This is a genomic window from Pseudoclavibacter sp. VKM Ac-2867, from assembly GCF_015351275.1.
In the GTDB taxonomy this organism is placed as follows: domain Bacteria; phylum Actinomycetota; class Actinomycetes; order Actinomycetales; family Microbacteriaceae; genus Pseudoclavibacter.
On record NZ_JADKSL010000015.1, the window covers coordinates 83417 to 104279 of the forward strand.

The window sequence follows — 20863 nt, forward strand, 5'->3', positions numbered from 1 at the left end:
GACCTTTCGCTGGCAGTGGGTTTACATTACCTCCAGCAGTAAATTTAGATACAAAATTTAGTGTTCGTTTCAATGTCTGGCCAGCGTCCGCAGCGGCCAGCTCAGCCCAAGGGACAACGACGTGCCAACACCTTCGAAACGCTTCCGGCCCCGCGCCCTGCTGCGTGCGCTTGTCGCCGCGCTCGTGATCGCGCTCGCCGGCTCAGGACTCGCCGCCTGCACCAGCACGGGGCCCACCGAGGTGCGCTTCTTCCTCAGCAAGCCGGAAGCCATCCCGTACTTCCGAGAGCTCATCCAGGACTACAACTCCTCGCAGAGCGAGGTGCGAGTGGTCCTCGATACCTCCTCCAACCTGCAGGCCGGGTTCCTTCGCGGCAACCCGCCGGACCTGGGGCTCCTCAACTACAACATGGAGATGGCCCGCTTCATGGAACGCGGGGCACTTTCAGACCTGTCCGACCTGCCTGAGGCCGACCGCATCCTGCCGGAGATCCAGGGCCTCGTCGACCAGTACGCCAGCTACCCGGGGCGCACGAGCGTGCTGCCCTACTCGGTCATGGCCGCATCCGTCATCTACAACAAGGACATCTTCGAAGAGCAGGGCCTCGAGGTGCCGACCACCTACAGCGAGCTCATCGAGGTCTGCGATCAGCTCAAGTCGGCCGGCGTCGACCCGTTCTACGCCACCTTCAAGGACCCGTGGACGGTGAGCCAGGGATGGTTCGACTACACGGTTGGCGGCTCCATCGACGTCGCGGGCTTCTACGACGAGCTCAATGAACTGGGCACCGACGTCGGGCCGGACTCGCCCGTCTCGTTCGAAGCGACCATGACCGACCCGGTCACGCGGATGACGGAGCTCGCCAGCACCTACACCAACGCGGATGCGGGCAGCCGAGGCTACGGCGACGGCAACGTGGCCTTCGCCGAGGGCAAGGCGGCCATGTACCTGCAGGGCCCGTGGGCGCTCGGCGAGATCGCCAAGACCAACCCGGACGCGAACCTCGGCATGTTCCCCCTCCCGATGACGGAGAACGCGGACGACCGCGAGGTGCGCGTCAACATCGACCTCGCAGCCTGGATTCCGGAGGCCTCCAAGCACAAGGAGGAAGCGCGCGAGTTTCTCCAGTACCTCTTCCAGCCGGAGGTCATCAACGCCTACAACGCTGCCCAGCTCGGCTTCGGCACGACCGTCGACGCCGACCCGGTCACCGACCCGCGGCTCGTCGAACTCCAGCCCTATTACGAGAAGGCCGCCTTCTACCAGGGGCCGTCGAAGGCGATTCCGCTGACGATCCCCACCGAGAACTACATGCAGGGACTCGTCACCGGGGGAGCGAGCGTCGACTCGACGCTCAGCACGCTCGACGCCGACTGGGCCCGCCTCGCGCTGCGCCAATGACGGCCAGCGCAACTCGATCGAGAACCGGACCGGAGACACCAATGTCGACCACCATCGAGGCAACCACCACTGAGGCGATCCGCACCGAGGAAGCCGCCCGCGAAGGCCAGAAAATCAGGCCGCGAAGCTCACGTCGCATCGACCGCGTCCACTACCTCTTCCTCGTCCCGACGCTCGTGCTCTTCACGATCGCCATCACCATCCCCGCCATCATCGGCATCTTCTTCAGCTTCACGAACTCCATCGGCTTCGGCGAATGGAACTTCGTCGGCATCACCAACTACATCGCCATGTTCGGCGACCCCGCCATCTGGCAGAGCTACGGGTTCACGATGGGCTTCGCTGCCGTCACCGTGATCCTCGTCAACGTGCTCGCGTTCCTCCTCGCGATCGGCCTCGTCGCCCGCATCCGCCTCAAGGCTCCGCTGCGCACCGTGTTCGTGATCCCCATGGTCATCTCGGGCATCGTCATCGCGTTCGTGTTCAACTTCCTGTTCTCCAACGCCGTGCCGGCACTTGGGCAGAGCCTGAACATCCCATGGCTGTCGGAGAGCATCCTCGCGAACCCGAACCTCGCCTGGATCGGGATCGTGATCGTGACGGCCTGGCAGGCGATCCCCGGCACCCTGCTCATCTACATCGCCGGTCTCCTCGCGGTTCCCGGCGACGTCTACGAGGCGGCAGACCTCGATGGCGCCTCGAAGTGGCAGCAGATGCTGCAGATCACGCTGCCGCTCGTCGCCGGCTACGTCGTCATCAACGTGATCCTCGGCTTCAAGAACTTCCTCAACGCCTACGACATCATCGTCGGCCTCACGGACGGCGGCCCGGGCACGTCGACCAGAAGCATCGCCATGACGATCTTCACCGGCTTCAGCGGCGGCGACTACGCCTACCAGATGGCCAACGCGACGTTCTTCTTCGTCCTCGTCGTCGTCATCTCCCTCCTCCAGCTCCGCCTCACCCAGGGAAAGAACCAACTCTGATGGCACTTCAACAGCCCATCGTCAGCCGCGCACGAGTGGCCTCGGCAAGCAGGAACCGTGGCGGACGAGGTCGATGGTCGACGACGATCATCCTGCTCCTCTGCGCCGTGACCGTGCTCATCCCGCTCTACGTGACCGTGGTGACCGCCTTCAAGACCACCTCGCAGGCTGTCAGCGGCAACGTCTTCGCTCTGCCTGCGCCATTCAGCTTCGACGGATTCGTCGAGGCCTGGAATCTCACCAACTTCCCGCAGGCGTTCAGCGTCTCCGTGTTCATCACGGCGGGCACCGTCGTGGGCGTCATCCTGCTCGCGGCTCTCGCCTCGTACGCCATCACGCGCAACTGGAACAACCGGTTCTTCCGGGGCTCCTTCTACTATCTGCTGGCGGCGATGTTCCTGCCCTTCCCGGCCGTCGCCCTTCCGCAGATCCAGATGAGCGGACTCTTCGGGCTCGACAATCCGGTCGGCGTCATCATCCTCCACGTCATGTTCCAGCTCAGCTTCTCGATCCTGCTCTTCACCGCGTTCCTGAGGTCGATCCCGGGCGAGCTCGAGGAGAGCGCCCGCATCGACGGCGCCAGCACGTGGCAGACGTTCTGGCGGGTCATCTTCCCGCTCCTCGCCCCGATGAGCGCGACGGTCGGCATCTTCGCCTTCCTCGCCTCATGGAACGACTTCATGATGCCGTCGCTCATCATCTCCGACCCGGCGATGCAGACCCTGCCCGTGGTGCAGAAGATCTTCCAGACCCAGTTCAGCAACAACTACAACGTGTCCTTCGCCTCCTACCTGATGGCGATGGCGCCGGCGCTCATCGCCTACCTGTTCACGCAGCGGTGGGTCATGGAGGGCGTCACGCAGGGCGCCGTCAAGGGATGACTGCCTCGCGGACGCCGCATGAGCTTCCACAGGAGCATCTCGCGCCCACCGCGAGCTCTCTCGAACCTTCTCGAGCCCTCCCGAACCCAGAACTCTCTCAGCCACAGACCACCAACAACCCGAGGAATACCCAACTATGAGCTCGACCTTCTCCGCAGAGACCGACGTCCTCACCCGCGCCCGCCCGCAGGACGCCGACTGGTGGCGTCAGGCGGCGGTCTACCAGATCTATCCGCGCAGCTTCGCGGACGCCAACGGCGACGGGCTCGGCGACCTGCCGGGCATCACCGCGAAGGTGCCGTACCTGCAGGCGCTCGGCATCGACGCCGTCTGGCTCAGCCCCTTCTATCCGTCTGAGCTTGCCGACGGCGGCTACGACGTCGCCGACTACCGCAACGTGGATGCCCGCCTCGGCACGCTCGAGGACTTCGACCGCATGGTCGCCGCCCTGCACGTGGCCGGGATCCGCGTGATCGTGGACATCGTCCCGAACCACTCGTCTGACCAGCACGAGTGGTTCCAGGCGGCTCTCGCCGCTGGGCCGGGCTCCCCGGAGCGCGACCGCTACATCTTCCGCGACGGCAATGGGCCGGACGGGGCGGAGGCGCCCACGGATTGGGAGTCGGTGTTCGGCGGACCGGCTTGGCATCGTGTCGAGGACGGCCAGTGGTACTTCCACAACTTCGCGGTCGAGCAGCCCGACTTCAACTGGGCGAACCCCGAGGTGCGGGCCGATTTCCTGCACACGCTGCGGTTCTGGTCAGACCGAGGCGTTGACGGCTTCCGCATCGACGTCGCCCACATGCTGACGAAGGACCTCAGCGGCGAGCTGCCGTCGAAGGCGGTGCTCGACGCGTTGCCCTTCGACGGCAATCACCCCATCATCGACCGTGACGACGTGCACGAGGTCTACGCCGAGTGGCGCAAGGTCTTCAACTCGTACGACCCACCGCGGACGGCCGTCGCCGAGGCGTGGGTCGAGCGTGACCGCCGCCCGCGTTACGCGAGCCCGGAGGGGCTCGGTCAGGCGTTCAACTTCGACCTCCTCGAGGCCGACTTCGATGCCCGCCAGTTCTCGAGCATCGTGACCGACAACCTCGAGCTCGCGGAGCGCTCCGGGTCGTCGACCACCTGGGTGCTGTCGAACCACGACGTGGTGCGTCACGCGACGCGCTACGGACTGCCGCATCCGGAGCGCAGCGAGAAGGGTCACCCGGTCGTGAAGCACGGCTCGGAGTGGCTGCTCTCGGGGGGCGAGCACCCTGTGCTCGACGCGGAGGGCGGGCTGCGTCGGGCGCGGGCGGCAACTCTGTTCACGCTCGGGCTGCCGGGTTCTGCGTACCTGTACCAGGGTGAGGAGCTCGGGCTCCACGAGGTCGCCGACATCCCGGACTCGGACCGCCAGGACCCCACGTTCTTCCGCAACCCCGGCGTCGACATCGGCCGCGACGGCTGCCGTGTTCCTCTGCCCTGGGTTGCCGAGGGTCGATCGTTCGGGTTCGGGGAAGCGGATGCGCACCTTCCCCAGCCCGGATGGTTCGGCGCGTCGGCCGTCGAGCTCCAGGAAGAGGACGCCGGTTCGGTGCTTGCGCTCTACCGGAAGGCCCTCGCGCTGCGGCACGAGCTGCAGAGCGGGGAGCAGCTCGAGTGGCTGCCGAGCGGGAGAGCGGACGTGCTTCGCTTCGCCCGCCCGAACGGCTGGGAGATCGTGACGAACTTCGGGTCCGAGCCGTTCGACCTTGGCGCTGACGCTGAGGTGCTGCTGCGCAGCGACCTCGACAGTGGCACAGACTTGGCGGGCGAGACGACCGCGTGGGTGCGTCGCCCGGCCTAGTCGGGGCTCGCTAGCCGGAGTCCGTCGGCGACCATCGGTAGGCGGCGGGAAGTGTGAAACAGGAAGAAGGAGAGAGCGGGCAGCGCGGAGCGACTCGCGACTCCCACTTGGGTGCGCCCTCGCTCGTCACACGAGCGAGGGCGCACCTCTGCGAGCGCGCCTCGTGGAGGCAGCGCGTCGCCCGCGGGTCGCCTCGCCTGGTCAGAACGGCGGCGCGCTGGAGGCTTGGCCGAGCTGCGGCGGCGGGTCTTCTTCAGGGGCCGAGCGCTCACTCGAGTTGGGCCCTGGGGGCTCGTCCGCTGGTCTGAAGAGTTGGTCGGTGGGTGTGAAGGTGGGGCCGTGGGGTTCGGGTCGGTCGACGTAGGTTTTTCCGCTTGGGGTGGTCCATTCGAGGGTGCCGCCGTCGTGTTGGGTGACGGTCCAGGCGGTGTGGTGCTTGATGATGTGGTGGTTTTTGCAGAAGTCGCTGAGGTTCCAGGTGGCGGTTTTGCCGCCGTATTGGTGGTCGATGGTGTGGTCGAGTTCGCAGTTCGTGGCGGGTTGGCGGCAGCCGATGAAGCGGCAGTGGATGTCGCGGGCTTTCAGGAACGCGCGCATGGCTGCGGTGGGGGTGTAGGCGTCGACGGCTTGGATTGCTCCGGTGATGGGGTGGGTGAGGAGGCGGACGAAGGCGGGTGCGGTCGCGGCGAGGTGTTTCGCGTCTTCGATGGGCATGGGGGACATGCCCTCGAGCAGCGCCGGGGCTCGTGCTGGCCGGGCCGGGTCGGGGAAGAGTGTCGTGATGGGGATGCTGACGTGGGCGGTGGCCTGGATGCCGTTCGCTGCGCTCGAGATGGTGGGGTCGCTGGTGAGGAGCAGGTCCGCGACGACGTCGGACATGACCTGGTCGAGGGTGCGCTCATCCGGCGCAACCGCGTCTGCCAGCTCGCCCGGCTCGCCCGTCTGACCGGTTTCGCCGGCCTGGCCGGTCTGATTGGTGCCCGGCTTGGGGCGGGCTCTGATGATGGCTTTGCTCTGCTTGCGTGCGCGGTCGCGGATGGCGTGCGCGAGGAAGGAGCTCATGAGCACTCGCAGGATGCTCATGCCGTCGCCGAGGTCCTCGACGCTCACGCGGCGCCGTTTCTTCGCGCGTTCGTGGCGTTGATCGATGGACTCCCCGGTGAGCTCTTCCGCGACGCGCTCGGCCGCTTTCTGCAGCGCTGCCGGCGGGAGCGGCTCCCGGCGCACCCGTTCCAGCATGACCTGGACGAACTCGCCCCGCCGGTGGGTCTGCTCGGCCGGGTCGTCGTGGTTGATCTTCAGGCCGGTCTCGACGAGCTTGTGCACCTGAGCGGGCGTCGCGACATTGCTCTCGAGCGCGAGGGCGAGGGCCGGGAACTCGCGCAGCGTCACGGATGCTGACGCGAGGTGTCCTTGGGCGGTGCCGGCGGCGAGCTTCACGAGCAGGCCGACCTCGTTCGCGATCGATCGCACGTGCATGGCGGATTCCGCGCATCCCTCAGCGACATCGAGGGCGTGCCCGAAGTCGTACGCGGCCGCGTGGGCTCGCAGTTGCAGGGCGGCGCCGGCCGCGAGCATCGCCGCGGCCGCTTCCTCCATCGCGAGGATCTCCGACCGGCGAGCCGCGACGGAGGCCGGGTCCGAAGGGTCAAACCCCGGATCGGCCACGTCGTTGCTGCGGTGCTGTTGCATGGACCCAAGCCTACCGGACCGGTCCGATTTTAGGGAGGGTTGTGCATAACTTTTTCAGGCTCCCGAAGTCACATGCTGGCCTACACGGGAGATATCCCCAGAAACGGCAGGCACTCAAGTTGATCGAAATTGGTAGCTGTGTACGATTAGCCGCCCCGCGTGTCCGTGAAGTAATGTTCACAAAAGTCTAGCGAGGCGGAAGCTGGTCCCGAAGGAAGTGCCCACGAAGACCCCGCGACCCGCCGACGCCCCGACCCGCGCCATCACGGGCTCGCGCGCCCACCTCGCGCGCCCACCTCGCGCGCCCACCTCCGTGCCTACTCCCGTGCCGGTTCAGCCAGCAGCTCTCGGAGCGCGGTCAGCATTCGCTGGGCCGCGAGGCGTCCGTTGTACGGGTCGATCGCGTGGTGGGCAGCCATGCACGCGCCATTCAGCCTGCCCTCGTCGACGCCTGCGGGCAGGCTGATCTCCCAGTCGACGCCGAACGGCTGCTCGGGAACACCTGCATGGGCGAGGTATTCGGCGGTCATCTCGTGGATGATCGCGCGGATCTCTTCCGTGGCGGGCTCCAATGGGTGGCCGTCTGGGCTGTGCGTCGGGTATGTTGCGGGCCGCTGGCACACGTACTCGGGGCCAGCCAGGTAGGCGTTGAGCGCCGTCCACCCGTTCGGGTGCGAGGCGCACGCGCGTTCCGACTCGGTGCGCTCCGTCGGGAAATCGCTCCAGGTTCAGTTCGAGAGCTCGGGCTCGGCGGGCTGGGAGGCCTCGTCGGCGAGGAGTGACTCCGAGAGCTCCCAGAGCCTGCGAGCGGCATCAGGGTCGATGGCATGCGGGACGACGCCGTGCACGCCGTCGGTGACCTCCTCGACGAGCTGCGCCGGGTGGCAATCCTCGTAGTAGGCCGGCGTGCCGGGCCCGAGCTCGGCGCGGGTTGCGACGTACACGGACGTCGCGGCGCCCTGCTCGGGTGTCTTGGTCGGGAAGCGTCGCTTCATGTCGGCGAGCACCTCGGGGTCCCAGTGTCGCTGCAAGTTCGTCCAGATCCCGCCGGGCATGACCGCCGCGGCCGTGACGCCGCGGTCGGCCCAGCGACGTGTCGCCTCGAGCGCGAAGAGCACGTTCGCGGTCTTCGACTGCCCGTATGCGAGTCCGGAGTCGTAGTCGTCCCTGACGAAGAAGGGGTCGTCGAAGCGGATGCCGCTGGAGGCGTGCCCGCTCGAGCTCACGACCACGACGCGCGCGTTCCCCGCCTCGGTGAGGGCAGGCAGCAGCGCCTTCGCGAGCGCGAAGTGCCCGAGATGGTTGACGGCGAACTGCAGCTCCCAGCCGCCCGGGGTTCTGAGCTCCGGGGTGTGCATGATGCCCGCGTTGTTCACGAGCAGGTGCAGGGGCCCGGTCCAGGCCTGGGCGAGCCTCTGCACGGTCGCTAGATCGGCGAGGTCCAGGTGCTCGACGCGCACGTCCGGGTTGCCGGTGGATGCGCGAATGTCGGTCGCGGTGCGCTCGCCAGCGTCGAGGTCGCGGACGGCGAGCGTCACCGCCGCACCCGCCGAGGCGAGCGCGCGGGCCGTCTCGACGCCGATGCCGGAGCTCGCTCCCGTCACGAGCGCGGTCCTGCCGGTCAGGTCGGTGCCCTCGACGACGTCGAGGGCCGTCGAGCTCGCACCGAACTGGGGCGTGCCGAACGCGGGTGTCGTCTGGGGTGTCATGACTCGTTCCTATCAGCGCGCTGTGACGAGACCCTGATCGTTTCCGAGCGGTGCCGTCAGCCGTCAGCCGTGTGCCGTCGCCGTCAGCCCCCGGGCCGCGCCCGCCACGGTCAGCCGTCGGCGCGCGGAACGGCGACGACGCGGACGCTCCCGCCCGGGACGGCGTCGCCGGAGCTCACTGCCCTGTCGGCGAGGAGGTCGTGCCCGACGATGCCCGCGCCCGCATCCAGCGCCCCGTGGTTGATCTGGAACACGTAGTCGGTGTCGTCACCGTGGCGCACGACGGTCTCGAGGTCGCTGATCGGTGAGTAGGTGGAGTCGGCGCTGTCGAGCACGGCCGTGACGAACCCGTCGAGGTCCGCGCCGTCGAGCGCGGTGGCGAGGTACCAGGCGGTGCCCTCGCCGAAGCCGTTCCGCGTGATCGCCGGTCGGCCAGTACCGGGCCCGTCGGCGAAGTCGGTGACGCTGTGCGCGCCCTGGAGCTCGATGTCGTCGCTCCAGACGCGGCCTATCGATCCATCGGCGAGCGTCGTCCGCTCCCCGGCGCGCAAGGGAAGGAACTCCTCGATGACAAGTCCGAGCACGTCGCGCAGCTGCCCCGGGTAGGGGCCGGTCGGCACGTCGTCGTTGCTCGAGACGATGCCGGAGAAGTAGGAGAAGGCGAGCGTGCCGCCTCCTGAGGCGTAGTCGCGGAGGTTGGCGGCGGCATCATCCTCGATGAGGTACAGGGACGGGGCGAACACGACGTCGTAACCGGTGAGGTCGTCGGCGGGGTGGACGAAGTCGACCGTCACGCCGCGGCGCCAGAGCGCCGAGTAGAACGCTTCGACCCGTTCCCGGTGGTCGAGGTCGACGGACGGCCGCCAGTCGAGATCCTGCGCCCAGAAGGAGGTCCAGTCCCAGGCGATCGCGACCCGAGCATGCACTTGCGACCCGAGGATCGGGGCGAGGGCGGTCAGGTCGGCTCCGAGCGCGACCGACTCGCGCCACTTCCGCGATGCCTCGCCGGCCTGGGGGATGAGCGCGGAGTGGAACTTCTCTGCGCCCTTCTGCCCTGCCCGCACCTGGAAGAACAGCACCGCGTCGGCGCCACGGGCCGCGTGCGCGAGGCTGTTGCGCCGCATCTCGCCCGGGCGCTTGGCGATGTTGCGGGGCTGCCAGTTCACGGCGGAGGTCGAGTGCTCCATGAGGATCCACGGCTTGCCTCTGGCGAGCGAGCGTGTCAGGTCGGCGGCGCGTGAGAGCTGGATGTGGTTGTCGTCCTGCTCGGCGGTGAGGTAGTGGTCGTTGGCGACGATGTCGACCTCATCGGCCCACTGCCACAGGTCGACGCTCGGGCAGATGCCTGCCATGAAGTTCGTGGTGATCGGCTGAGGGGCGTGCTCGCGGATCGTGTCGCGTTCGGCCTTGAAGCACTCGAGGAGCGCCGCCGAGCTGAAGCGATGGAAGTCGAGGCGGTGGGCGGGGTTGCTCGCCGTTCCCGAGGTGCGTGGGGCGTCGATCTCGTCCCAGGAGCCGTAGCGCTGTCCCCAGAAGTTCGTGCCCCAGGCCGCGTTGAGGGTGTCGAGTGTGGCGTAGCGGTCCTGCAGCCAGGCGCGGAACGCGGTGACGGAGGCGTCGTCGTAGCTCTCCGTGATCGGGGCGCCGTACTCGTTGTGGACGTGCCAGAGCACGACTGCCGGGTGCTGCGCGTAGCGTTCTGCGAGCTTCGCCGCGATGGCCGTCGCCGCGAGGCGGTACTCCGGGGAGCTTGGGCTGACGATGCCGCGCGAGCCGAAGGCCAGGGGGACGCCGTCGCGAGTGACGGCCCTCGTGTGCGGATACTTCCGGTAGAACCAGGCGGGCGGGGAGGCGGTCGGCGTCGCGAGGTCGACGTCGATACCGGCGGCGTGGAGCAGTCCGATGATGTCGTCGAGCACCGTGAAGTCGTAGACGCCCTCCTCTGGCTCGATGAGGGCCCACGAGAAGATGCCGATGCTGACGAGGTTGATGCCGGCGTCGCGCATGAGGCGGATGTCCTCGTCCCACACTTCACGAGGCCACTGCTCGGGGTTGTAGTCGCCGCCGAAGCGGATCTTCTTGGGGCCGGGCATCCACGTCGATGTGTTCACCCGAAAGAGCTTACGTCATCGTAAACGTGGCGCGCCATTGACTTACGAAAGTGAAAGTGGCTGAATCGGTGCATGACCGACGAATCGCGCCCCGCATACGAGGCCGCCCCCGACCGGTATGAGCGGATGCGCTACAGCCGTTCCGGGAGGAGCGGGCTGAAGCTCCCAGAGCTCTCCCTTGGCCTCTGGCACAACTTCGGGCGGGAGCGGCCCCTCGAGACGCAGCGGGCGATCCTGCACCGGGCGTTCGACCTCGGCATCACCCATTTCGATCTGGCGAACAACTACGGCCCACCACCCGGCTCGGCCGAGGAGAACTTCGGCCGGATCTTCGCGCAGGACCTCGCCGCCCACCGCGACGAGATCCTTGTCTCCTCGAAGGCGGGCTACGCCATGTGGCCGGGGCCATACGGAGAGTGGGGGTCGCGCAAGAGCGTGCTCGCCTCGCTCGACCAGTCGCTCGGTCGCCTGGGCCTCGACTACGTCGACATCTTCTACTCGCACCGATTCGACCCGGAGACGCCGCTCGAGGAGACGATGGGGGCACTCGCGACGGCGGTCGACTCCGGGCGGGCCCTCTACGTCGGCGTCTCGAACTACGACCCAGCGCAGACCCGTGAGGCGGCGCGCATCCTCGCGGGACACGGCATCCCGCTCACCATCCACCAGCCCAGGTACTCGATGTTCGACCGCCACATCGAGCGGGGCCTGCTGCCGGTGCTGGATGAGGTCGGGGCCGGCGGGATCGTGTTCTCGCCGCTCGCGCAGGGGCTCCTCACCGACCGATACCTCGGCGGTGACGTGCCGGAGACCTCGCGGGCCGCGACGTCCAGGTTCCTGTCTGCCGATGGAATCGACGCCGAGTACCTCGCCCGGGCCCGCGCACTGAACGACATCGCGGCGGGGCGCGGGCAGACGCTGGCGCAGCTCGCGCTGAGCTGGGTGCTCCGGCACCCGCAGGTGACGAGCGCGCTCATCGGCGCATCGAGCGTCGGGCAGCTCGAGCAGAACGTGGCCGCGCTGGAGGCGCCGGCGCTGACCGAGGACGAGCTCGCCGCGATCGAGCCCTTCGCCGTGGATGGCTCCGTCTAGCGTCTGGCCGAACGTGGGGGCTCGCTTCAGCTGGCGTCGGCTGTCGTCCCGAAGAGCTCGCGCGCGAGCTTCGCGATGACACGGACCTTGGCGCTCGGCTTCACCTCGGAGAGGCGCACGAAGCAGACGTCGAGGGGCGCGACCCTCTCGGCGATCGGCACGGAGACGAGTTCGCCTCCGTCGTAGGTCTGCGGCATCTCCGGGCGGTGGTTGAGGATCGAGAACCCGTGCCCGCGCGCGACGAGCGAGCGAACCGTCTCGTAGCTCCTCGAGCTGTAGCGCACGGCGGGGTGCACGCCGGCGTCGGCCAGCATGCCGAGGAAGTAGTCGCGCGAGTGGGCGATGTCCAGGAGGATCAGGTCCTCCTCGGCGAGCTCCGCCAGCTTGATCCGCTTCCGCTGCGCGAGGTGATGATCGACGGGGAGGATGATGTGCGGCGGCGACGCGTAGAGGTGGTCGAACGTGAGGTCGTGCACCGCCCCGAAGTCGTAGGCGATCGCACCCTCAACCGAGCCGTTGAGGAGGAGCTCGACCGTGCCGTCGACATCGGCCTCGATGATCTCGATCTGCAGCTCGGGGTGCTCCTCCTTGACTCGGGAGATGAGTCTGGGGAGCACGAAGGGAGCCAGCGTGACGAAGCAGGCGAGGCGCAGGGTTCCGCGCACGGAGGTGTGATGACCGCGCACGTTGTCGGCGACCTCGTCGACCTGGGCGAGGAGCGGCTGCGCGTCCCGGAGCAGCTGCGTGCCCGCATCCGTCAGTGCGAGTCCCTTGCTGCGCTGGCGGATGAAGAGCTGCACGCCGAGCGACCGCTCGAGCTGGGCGATGGCCGTGGAGACGGCGGACTGCGCGACGTGCAGGTCGAGGGACGCCTCGGTCATCGACTGCTTGGTCGCGGCGGCGACGAAGTACTGCAGCTGAGTGAGGGTCATGTCGAAGCGGCTGGATCTGGCCATGCACGGATGGTATCTCGACTGATGATGCTGTCGGCCCCGCAGTTCAAGAATTCTGATGTGGTTCTGCGGAGCCGAGAAGACCTCTTGCCCCCGAGTTTCCCGGGGGCGGCGCATCCACATCAAGAGATTCGATGGACTGCCTCGGCAACGCATATTTGCCGCCACTTCCGCGGTGGGGTTTGGTGGAGTCACTCGGGGCGGACGACATGGCTGCCCAGCGATCAGGTGCTTCCGGCTTCGGCCGGGGTGTGGCTCGCGAGCGAGTTTCTTCGCCAGCATGGAGGTTCGTATGTCGTTCCAGGAGACGGAAGTGCTCGTCGTGGGTGCCGGCCAGGCCGGAGTCGCGATGAGCGAGCACCTGACGAGACGTGGGGTGCCGCACCTCGTGATCGAGCGGGAGCGTGTCGCCGAGCGGTGGCGGACGGGCCGCTGGGATTCGCTGGTCGCCAACGGGCCGGCCTGGCACGACCGGTTCCCGTCCATGGAGATCGAGGGCGTCGCGCCTGACGCCTTCGCGACCAAGGATCAGATGGCCGACTACTTCGAGCAGTACGCGGAGCGCTTCGGCGCCCCGGTCCGCTGCGGAGTGGAGGTTACCGAGGTGCGCAGGCGCGAGGGTGTTCCCGGCTTCCACGTGCAGACGAGCGAAGGCCAGATCGATGCGCGCTACGTCGTGGCCGCCACCGGGCCATTCCAGCGGCCCGTTTTTCCCGCGATCGTGCCGGCCGCGACCGGCATCGAGCAGCTCCACTCGAGCGCGTACCGCAACCCTGAGCAGCTTGCCGATGGCGCGGTCCTCGTGGTCGGCGCGGGTTCCTCCGGCGTGCAGATCGCCGATGAGCTGCGCCGCTCCGGCCGGGAGGTCTTCCTCTCCGTCGGCCCACACGACCGCCCGCCGCGTGCCTACCGGGATCGCGACTTCGTCTGGTGGCTCGGCGTGCTCGGCAAGTGGGAGGCCTCGGCGCCGCCTCGCGGGGCGGAGCACGTGACGATCGCCGTCAGCGGCGCGAGAGGCGGGCACACGGTCGACTTCCGTGCGCTCGCGGCGAGCGGCATCACGCTCGTCGGTCGCACGAACAGCTGCGAGGACGGGGTCATCAGCTTCGGGCCGGACCTGGCGAAGAACATCGCCGACGGCGACGCCAACTACCTGTCCGTCCTCGACGAGGCGGATGCGTTCATCGTGCGCAACGGGATGGACCTCCCGGAGGAGCCGGAAGCGCGCGTCTTCGGTCCCATCCCGGAGTGCGTCGAGCATCCGCTCGCGCAGCTCGACCTGGCTCAGGCTGGCATCACCTCGATCGTCTGGGCGACCGGCTTCGCGGTCGACTACAGCTGGCTGCCGGTCGAGGCCGTGGACGAGCGCGGTCGCCCCAAGCAGCAGCGTGGCGTCTCGACGGAACCCGGCATCTACTTCCTCGGCCTGCCGTGGCAGTCCCGGCGCGGCTCGAGCTTCATCTGGGGCGTCTGGCACGACGCGAGCTACGTCGCCGACCAGATCATGATCCAGCGCGGCTACGCCGACTACCGCACGGAACCGAGCACCAGCAGCACCCCCGTCCCCGCCTCGATCGGAGCTTCGCGATGACCACGCACACCCGCATCCGCCCCTTCAACACGAAGGTGACCTATCCCGAGCAGAACCTCGACAACGATCTCTGCCAGGCGGTCGTGGCCGGCGGCGTCGTCTATCTGCGCGGGCAGATCGGCCAGGACCTGGAGTCGCGCGAGTCCGTCGGGATCGGCGACGTCGAGGCCCAGGCGGAGAAGGCGATGGCGAACATCGCCATGCTGCTCGACGAGGCAGGCTCGTCGCTCGACGACATCGTGAAGGTGATCGTGTACATCATCGACCCGCGCTACCGGGAGCCGGTCTATCGCGTCATGGGGCGGTGGCTGAAAGGCGTGCATCCCGTGTCGACCGGCATTGTGGTGAGCGCCCTCGCGCGCCCCGAGTGGCTCGTCGAGATCGATGCGACGGCCGTCATCAGCACGCCGGCGGACGGGGACGCCCAGTGACGTTCTCCATCGTGGCCAGAGACGAGACGGGAGCCCTTGGGTCCGCGATCTGCTCGTCGTCGCCCGCCGTGGCCGCGCGATGCGCGCACCTCGCCGATGGCGTCGGTGCCGTCAACTCGCAGAACGTGACCGACCCGAGGCTCGGACCGATCCTGCTCGAGGCGCTGCGCACAGGCGCGTCGGCTCGGGAGGCGCTCGACACCGTCACCGCGCAGACGGAGCACATCGAGTACCGGCAGCTGCTGGTCGTGGATGCGGCTGGCGGGTCGGCCGTCTACTCGGGAGGCCGGGCGCTCGGCATCTTCGGCGACAGCCAGGCCCAGGGGGTCGCCGCGGGCGGAAACATGCTCGCAGCGGCCACGATTCCGGACCTCATGGTGGACGCCTTCGGCAGCGCCGAGGGCGAGCTGGAGGAACGGCTGATGGCTGCGCTGCGCGCGGCCATCGCAGCCGGCGGCGAGGCTGGGCCCGTGCACTCGGCGGGACTCTCGGTGGTTCGGGCCGCTGGCTGGCGGGTGACCGACCTTCGGGTCGACTGGACGGAGGCCGACCCCGTCGCCGAGCTTGCCGACCTCCTCGAGGTCTGGCTGCCGCAGCGCGACGACTACGTCTCCCGCGGCATCGACCCGACGGCGGCTCCTTCCTATGGGGTGCCCGGAGATGAGTGACCTCACGGTGGAGGACGCCAAGCGCCGCGCCGACGAGCGCGTCTCGGAGGCGGCGCCGTCGCTCATCGCGCTCTCCGAGCGACTGCACGCCAACCCGGAGACCGCGTGGCAGGAGCACCAGGCTGCCGCGTGGGTCGCGACGGCGCTGGAGGATGCGGGTTTCGCGGTGCAGCGCGCCTACCTCGGCTTCGCGACGGCCATCCTCGCCGAGTACGGCACGGGGCCGCTCAAGATCGGCATCATGGCCGAGTACGACGCCCTCCCGGGACTCGGGCACGCGTGCGGCCACAACCTGATCGCGGCCTCCGCGGTCGGGGCGGGCCTCGCGCTCCTCCCGCTCGTCGAGGAGCTCGGCGTGACGGTGCGCGTCTACGGGACACCCGCGGAAGAAGGCGGCGGAGGAAAGATCGAGCTCATCGAGGCCGGTGCGTTCGCCGACCTCGACCTCGCGATCATGGTGCATCCTGCCCCCGTCGACGTCGCCGAGGCGAGGCCGTTCGCGGTCTCCCACAGCCACATCACCTACGACGGGGTCTCAGCGCACGCCGCCGCGTATCCGGACGAGGGCGTCAACGCGAACGACGCGTTCCTCATCGCGCAGCTCGCGCTCGGGCTGCTCCGACAGCAGCTGCCCGCCGACACGCGCGTGCACGGGATCCAGACGGTCGGCGGGTTCGCGCCGAACGCGATCCCCGAGCACACGGAGGGGCGCTGGTACGTGCGCGCCAACACGCTCGAGGAGCTGCACCGGCTCGAGGAGCGCGTGAACCGCTGCTTCGAGGCGGGGGCGCTGGCGAGCGGCAGCACGCTGCGCATCGAGCCGGAGAGCAAGCCATACGCGGAGTTCCGGACCGACGAGAAGGCGCTGGCGGCGTACACGGCCAACGCGATCGCCCGCGGGCGGGTCTTCGCCGACCCGTTGACTGCCGGCCGCATGAACCGCGCCTCCACCGACATGGGCAACGTCTCGCAGCTCGTACCCGCTATCCACCCGTACATCGGCGTCGACTCGCTGCCCTTCGCCAATCACCAGAAGGAGTTCGCAGCGGCCTGCGTCGGCCCTGCCGCCGAGCGTGCGCTCGTGGATGCGTCGGTGCTGATCGCCTGGACGGTCATCGATGTCGCATCCGCCACATCATCCGCGTCCCGCGCGGACGGTCTCGGCGAGGGCTGACGCCCTGCCTCGCTCATGAGCACCATGGTGAGGGGCATCCCGCGGACCGCGGGGCAACGACCGGGAGCCTCCTGGTTGGTGCACCACGCGGTGATGCTCGTCGCGATGATCCCGTGCCTCGTGAGTGCGCACGAGCCGATGCTGCACCTCGGGGGAGCGGTGCTGATCTACCTCCTCTGCATGGCGACCGCCCGTCGATGCCGGAGGGACGGCCGGCACCTGCCTGCCCTCGTGGACGAGCTGGCCATGCTCGCGCTGCTCGTGGCCGGCTTCCTCGCGGGCCACGCCGGCGAGGCGACCATGGCGTCGTCGCACCACGGGGGCCAGGGGAGCGTGCAGCTCGCGCACCTCATCGCCGCCGCGACGGCGATCGCCTGGCTGACGGCACGCGGGCTGCTGTGGCGAGACCTCGCCATGGGTCCGAGGCTCGGGCAGGTGTCGTTCGTCGTCAACGTGATGATGGTGGCCTGGATGCTCGTGGCGACGCTCGCCGGGTGAGCCTGCCTGCGACACGTCGGCATCGAAGATGCAGATGCAGTAGATCGAAATCGTGTGCTTGGTAGATGTGCCGACGTGGCGCAGTGTGGATGCACCACCGACAGCGATGTCGCTCGGCCACGCGCGGGTCGGCGACACCGCTGAGCATTCCAGAGCACGACCCGAGTGCCCCCGACGAATGGAGACGCAGATGGAAGAGCCCACCTCGATCGACTGGCACGCCCGCGCCCAGTCCCTCACGCCAGATGGGCGCCTCTTCATCGACGGCGTCCGCGCCCACGCGTCGGACGGTGCCGTGGTCTCCAGCATCAACCCCGCGACGGCCCAGGCGTTCGCCGCAGTCGCCGCCGGAACCACGCACGACACCGAGCGCGCCGTCGCGGCGGCCAGGGCATCGTTCGAGGCCGGCACGTGGAGCGGCCTCGCCGCCGCAGACCGGGGCCTGATCATGCAGCGCTGGGCCGACCTCGTCGAGCTCCGCGCCGAAGAGTTCGCCCTCCTCGAGACCCTCGACATGGGCAAGCCGATCGGGCAGTCCATGACCGTGGATGTTCCCGGCTCCGTCGCGACCATCCGCTGGTACGCGGAACTCGCCGACAAGCTCGGCGACGAGGTGCCCTCGACGCCCCCTGGATCGACCGCCGTCGTCTCGCGCGTGCCGCTCGGCGTCGTCGCCGCCATCACGCCGTGGAACTACCCCATGGAGATCGCCTGCTGGAAGATCGCGCCAGCCCTCGCGGTCGGCAACAGCGTCGTCCTGAAGCCGGCCTCAGAGTCGTCGCTGACCGCGCTCCTGCTCGCGGAACTCGCCGTCGAGGCAGGAGTGCCCGCCGGTGTCCTCAACGTCGTCACGGGCTCCGGCCGCGTCGTCGGCGAAGCCCTCGCACGGCACCGTGGCGTCGACGCCCTGACCTTCACCGGCTCCACTGCGGTCTCGAAGCGCCTGCTCGTGGCCTCCGGCGAGAGCAACATGAAGCGCCTCTCGCTCGAAGCCGGCGGCAAGAGCGCGAACCTCGTGTTCGCCGACGTCGAGTCGGTCGAGCTCGCCGCCGAGAAGGCGGCCTTCGGCGCCTTCTACAACCAGGGCGAGGTGTGCTCGGCGAACTCCCGCATCTACGTGCAGCGCCCCGTGCTGGACGCCTTCATCTCCGCCTTCGAGCTCGCCGCGGGCGCCTACGCTCCCGGGGATCCCCTCGACTGGTCGACCGGCGGCGGCGCGCTCGTGAACGAGTCCCACACGGACGACATCGAACGTGCCGTGGATGCTGGACGCTCCGCTGGCGACATCCTCTTCGGCGGCGAGCGCATCGAACGCGGAGCGTCGCGGGCGTTCTACGCGCCCACCGCGGTGGCGGGCCTCGACGCGAAGCACCCGCTTGTCGTCGACGAGCTCTTCGGGCCCGTCGCCACCATCATCGCCTTCGACGACGAGGACGACGCCGTCCACCAGGCGAACGACTCCACCTACGGCCTCGCGGCCTCGGTCTGGACCTCGAACTTCGCCAGGGCGCACCGTGTCGCCGACCGGCTCGTCGCAGGGACGGTCTCGGTCAACACCGTCGACGCGCTCGGCCTCACGACGCCGTTCGGCGGCTTCCGCGAGTCCGGGTTCGGGCGCGACCTGTCACGCCACGCGATCGACAACTACGTCGGACTCAAGACCACCTGGTTCCAGCACGGCTGAACCGCGTGCCGCACCCCGACCGCGCAACGGTCGAGCGGTGCTCCCGATCTCCGACGGGGAGAGTCCCCGTCGTTCCGCGCGAGGAGGCGCTCATGACCACAACAGAACCCCTGCACACCACGGGTCAGCGGGTGTCGCACCTCGACGAGGTCCGGCATCCGCTCGACCCGCTCACCGCCATCGAGATCGAACGAGGCCGTTCCATCCTCGAGGCCGAAGGGCTCCTCACCGAGCAGAGCCGGTTCCCCAGCGTCATGCCCATCGAGCCGGACAAGGAGTTCGTCCGCGGCTTCACCGAGGGGGGCCCGCTGCGCCGCCGCATCGAGTACGTCGTGCTCGAGACGGACACCGGCGTCTCCACCGAATACGTCGTCGATCTGGACGCCGGCGTCATCGCATCCTGTGATGTGGTGGCAAGCGGGGAGTTCCCCTACGGGCAGCCCGCCTACCTCTTCGAGGAGTACGACCGCGCGATGGAGATCGCCAAGTCGAGCGAGGAATGGCAGGCCGCGATGCGCCGCCGCGGCCTCGAGGATCGCATCGAAGACGCGTTCTGCTCCCCGCTGGCCCCCGGCTACTTCGGCTACGAGGACGAGATCGGGCGACGCATGATCCGCTCCCTCACGTTCCTCCGCGACCACCCGGACGACGTCGCCTGGGCGCACCCCGTCGAGGGCCTGCTCGTGACGATCGACCTCACGACCGGCAAGGTCGTGAGCGTCTTCGACGAGGGCGACGTCGTCACTGCGGCGACCTCAGGGCGCTACGACGACGAGCACGTGGGCCCAGCGCGATCCACCCTCAAGCCCATCGAGATCACGCAGCCGGAAGGCCCGAGCTTCGCCGTCGACGGCTCCCTCGTGGACTGGGAGGGGTGGCAGTTCCGCGTCGGCTTCAACGCGCGGGAAGGGCTCGTCCTCAACCAGCTCAGCTTCCTCGACGGCGAGGAACGCCGACCGATCATGTACCGCGGGTCCGTTCCCGAGATGATCGTGCCGTACGGCGACACCTCCCGGAACCGGTACTGGATCAGCTACTTCGACGCCGGCGAGTACTACCTCGGCAAGAGCGCCAACTCGCTTGCGCTCGGCTGCGACTGCCTCGGCGTCATCCACTACTTCGACGGCATGAGCCATGACGACCACGGACACGCCATGCGCGTGCCCCAGGCGATCTGCATGCACGAGGAGGACGCGTCGATCCTCTACAAGCACACCGAGTTCGGCTACGGAACGGATGTGCGTCGGCAGCGGCGCCTCGTCATCTCCTACATCGCCACGGTCGGCAACTACGACTACGGCTTCTACTGGCACCTGTACCTCGACGGCACCATCGAGGTCGAGGCGAAGGCGACCGGGCTCGTGTTCAACGGCTCGGGAGTGCCAGGGGCGACCGAGGCGCACCGGCTGGAGATCGCGCCGGGGCTGTTCGCGCCGGTGCACCAGCACATCTTCTGCGCGCGGCTCGACATGGAAGTCGACGGGCCGGACAACTACGTCGACAGGTCGGAGGTGCGACGCATCCCGATGGGGGAGCAGAACCCCTACGGCAACGCCTTCACGTGGGCTCGTGAGCGGATCGAGACCGAGGGCGGCTTCGACGACGACCGCTCGGTGCGACGGACCTGGCACATCGGGTCGAACGAGCGCCGCAACGCGATCGGCAAGTCGACTGAGTACGAGCTGCTTGGCGAAGGGTGGCCGACGCTGCTCGCCGACCCCGAGTCGAGCGTCTACCAGCGAGCGACCTTCGCCGCCCACAACACGTGGGTCACGAAGTACCACGAGGACGAGCGCTGGCCGGCCGGCAAGTACCCGAACCAGCATGCAGGCGGCGCGGGGCTTCCCGCGTATGTCGACGATGCCGAGTCCGTCGACGGCGGAGACATCGTCGTCTGGCACTCCTTCGGTCCCACGCACCTGCCGCGGCCGGAGGACTTCCCGATCATGCCCGTCGACATCTACCGCCTCCAGCTGAAGCCGTACGGCTTCTTCGACCGCAACCCGGCGCTGGATGTGCCCGACTGGGCGACACGAGGGGCTGGCTCCTGCTGCGCGCACAGCGCGGCGCGCAGGTACGGTCGCATGCCTGCCGAGTAGGCCAGGAACGACTCGAAGGAGCGACTCGAAGGTGCGCCGCGCGGAGATCCGCGCGGCG

16 protein-coding genes and 1 pseudogene are annotated in these 20863 nt (G+C 68.5%); 12 read left to right on the forward strand and 5 right to left on the reverse strand.

Annotated elements, in window-relative coordinates; all coding sequences use genetic code 11:
• The first annotated feature begins 121 nt into the window (after positions 1-121).
• The 4 genes from ITJ67_RS14495 (at position 122) to ITJ67_RS14510 (ending at position 5103) form a co-directional block, all read left to right on the forward strand.
• The gene (locus tag ITJ67_RS14495) at positions 122-1402 is read left to right on the forward strand and encodes an ABC transporter substrate-binding protein (protein WP_236558233.1); all 1281 of its coding nucleotides are present in this window, start codon (positions 122-124) and stop codon (positions 1400-1402) included.
• Positions 1403-1443: 41 nt separating this feature from the next.
• Positions 1444-2388, forward strand: a complete 945-nt coding sequence (locus tag ITJ67_RS14500; RefSeq protein ID WP_194678098.1) for a carbohydrate ABC transporter permease — start codon at positions 1444-1446, stop codon at positions 2386-2388.
• Entirely contained in the window at positions 2388-3269 is an 882-nt protein-coding gene (locus ITJ67_RS14505; RefSeq protein ID WP_160070708.1) for a carbohydrate ABC transporter permease, read from the forward strand. Before ITJ67_RS14500 ends, ITJ67_RS14505 begins: the two co-directional genes overlap by 1 nt.
• Before the next feature lie 136 nt (positions 3270-3405).
• Positions 3406-5103: a glycoside hydrolase family 13 protein gene (locus ITJ67_RS14510; RefSeq protein ID WP_160070709.1), complete on the forward strand. Its 1698-nt coding sequence runs from the start codon at positions 3406-3408 to the stop codon at positions 5101-5103.
• A 201-nt stretch (positions 5104-5304) separates the two neighbouring features.
• Here the strand turns inward: ITJ67_RS14510 and ITJ67_RS14515 are convergent, their stop codons facing one another.
• From ITJ67_RS14515 to ITJ67_RS14530, 4 genes and pseudogenes are all read right to left on the reverse strand, one after another.
• A complete protein-coding gene (locus tag ITJ67_RS14515) occupies positions 5305-6795 on the reverse strand; it encodes an HNH endonuclease signature motif containing protein (RefSeq protein WP_194678099.1) in 1491 nt (496 codons plus the stop codon).
• A 317-nt stretch (positions 6796-7112) separates the two neighbouring features.
• Positions 7113-7454 (reverse strand): annotated as a pseudogene (locus tag ITJ67_RS14520) (DUF5956 family protein); the annotation flags it as partial.
• Positions 7455-7523: 69 nt separating this feature from the next.
• Positions 7524-8504 carry an SDR family NAD(P)-dependent oxidoreductase gene (locus ITJ67_RS14525; protein ID WP_160075205.1) on the reverse strand — a complete coding sequence of 327 codons (981 nt, stop codon included), beginning with the start codon at positions 8502-8504 and terminating at the stop codon, positions 7524-7526.
• 110 nt (positions 8505-8614) lie between these two features.
• Positions 8615-10597 (reverse strand): beta-galactosidase, encoded by a 1983-nt coding sequence (locus ITJ67_RS14530; protein WP_194678112.1) that lies wholly within the window; start codon positions 10595-10597, stop codon positions 8615-8617.
• Between the two features lie 90 nt (positions 10598-10687).
• Between ITJ67_RS14530 and ITJ67_RS14535 the strand changes: the two genes are divergently transcribed.
• Positions 10688-11707: an aldo/keto reductase gene (locus ITJ67_RS14535; protein WP_194678101.1), complete on the forward strand. Its 1020-nt coding sequence runs from the start codon at positions 10688-10690 to the stop codon at positions 11705-11707.
• Positions 11708-11733: 26 nt separating this feature from the next.
• Here the strand turns inward: ITJ67_RS14535 and ITJ67_RS14540 are convergent, their stop codons facing one another.
• Positions 11734-12663, reverse strand: coding sequence for a LysR substrate-binding domain-containing protein (locus ITJ67_RS14540; RefSeq protein WP_228502950.1), 930 nt, complete (start codon positions 12661-12663; stop codon positions 11734-11736).
• 289 nt (positions 12664-12952) lie between these two features.
• On the opposite strand from ITJ67_RS14540, the gene ITJ67_RS14545 reads away from it, so the two are divergent.
• From ITJ67_RS14545 to ITJ67_RS14575, 7 genes are all read left to right on the forward strand, one after another.
• Positions 12953-14251, forward strand: coding sequence for a flavin-containing monooxygenase (locus ITJ67_RS14545; RefSeq protein WP_194678102.1), 1299 nt, complete (start codon positions 12953-12955; stop codon positions 14249-14251).
• Positions 14248-14682 carry a RidA family protein gene (locus ITJ67_RS14550; RefSeq protein ID WP_104331627.1) on the forward strand — a complete coding sequence of 145 codons (435 nt, stop codon included), beginning with the start codon at positions 14248-14250 and terminating at the stop codon, positions 14680-14682. The genes ITJ67_RS14545 and ITJ67_RS14550 overlap by 4 nt, the downstream gene beginning before the upstream one ends.
• Positions 14679-15350 carry a DUF1028 domain-containing protein gene (locus tag ITJ67_RS14555; protein WP_194678103.1) on the forward strand — a complete coding sequence of 224 codons (672 nt, stop codon included), beginning with the start codon at positions 14679-14681 and terminating at the stop codon, positions 15348-15350. Before ITJ67_RS14550 ends, ITJ67_RS14555 begins: the two co-directional genes overlap by 4 nt.
• Positions 15343-16524: a M20 family metallopeptidase gene (locus ITJ67_RS14560; RefSeq protein WP_194678104.1), complete on the forward strand. Its 1182-nt coding sequence runs from the start codon at positions 15343-15345 to the stop codon at positions 16522-16524. Before ITJ67_RS14555 ends, ITJ67_RS14560 begins: the two co-directional genes overlap by 8 nt.
• A gap of 78 nt (positions 16525-16602) precedes the next feature.
• Positions 16603-17022 (forward strand): hypothetical protein, encoded by a 420-nt coding sequence (locus ITJ67_RS14565; RefSeq protein ID WP_194678105.1) that lies wholly within the window; start codon positions 16603-16605, stop codon positions 17020-17022.
• 190 nt (positions 17023-17212) lie between these two features.
• Positions 17213-18706 (forward strand): aldehyde dehydrogenase family protein, encoded by a 1494-nt coding sequence (locus tag ITJ67_RS14570; protein WP_194678106.1) that lies wholly within the window; start codon positions 17213-17215, stop codon positions 18704-18706.
• A gap of 92 nt (positions 18707-18798) precedes the next feature.
• Positions 18799-20805, forward strand: a complete 2007-nt coding sequence (locus tag ITJ67_RS14575) for a primary-amine oxidase (protein ID WP_194678107.1) — start codon at positions 18799-18801, stop codon at positions 20803-20805.
• The last annotated feature ends 58 nt before the right edge of the window (positions 20806-20863 follow it).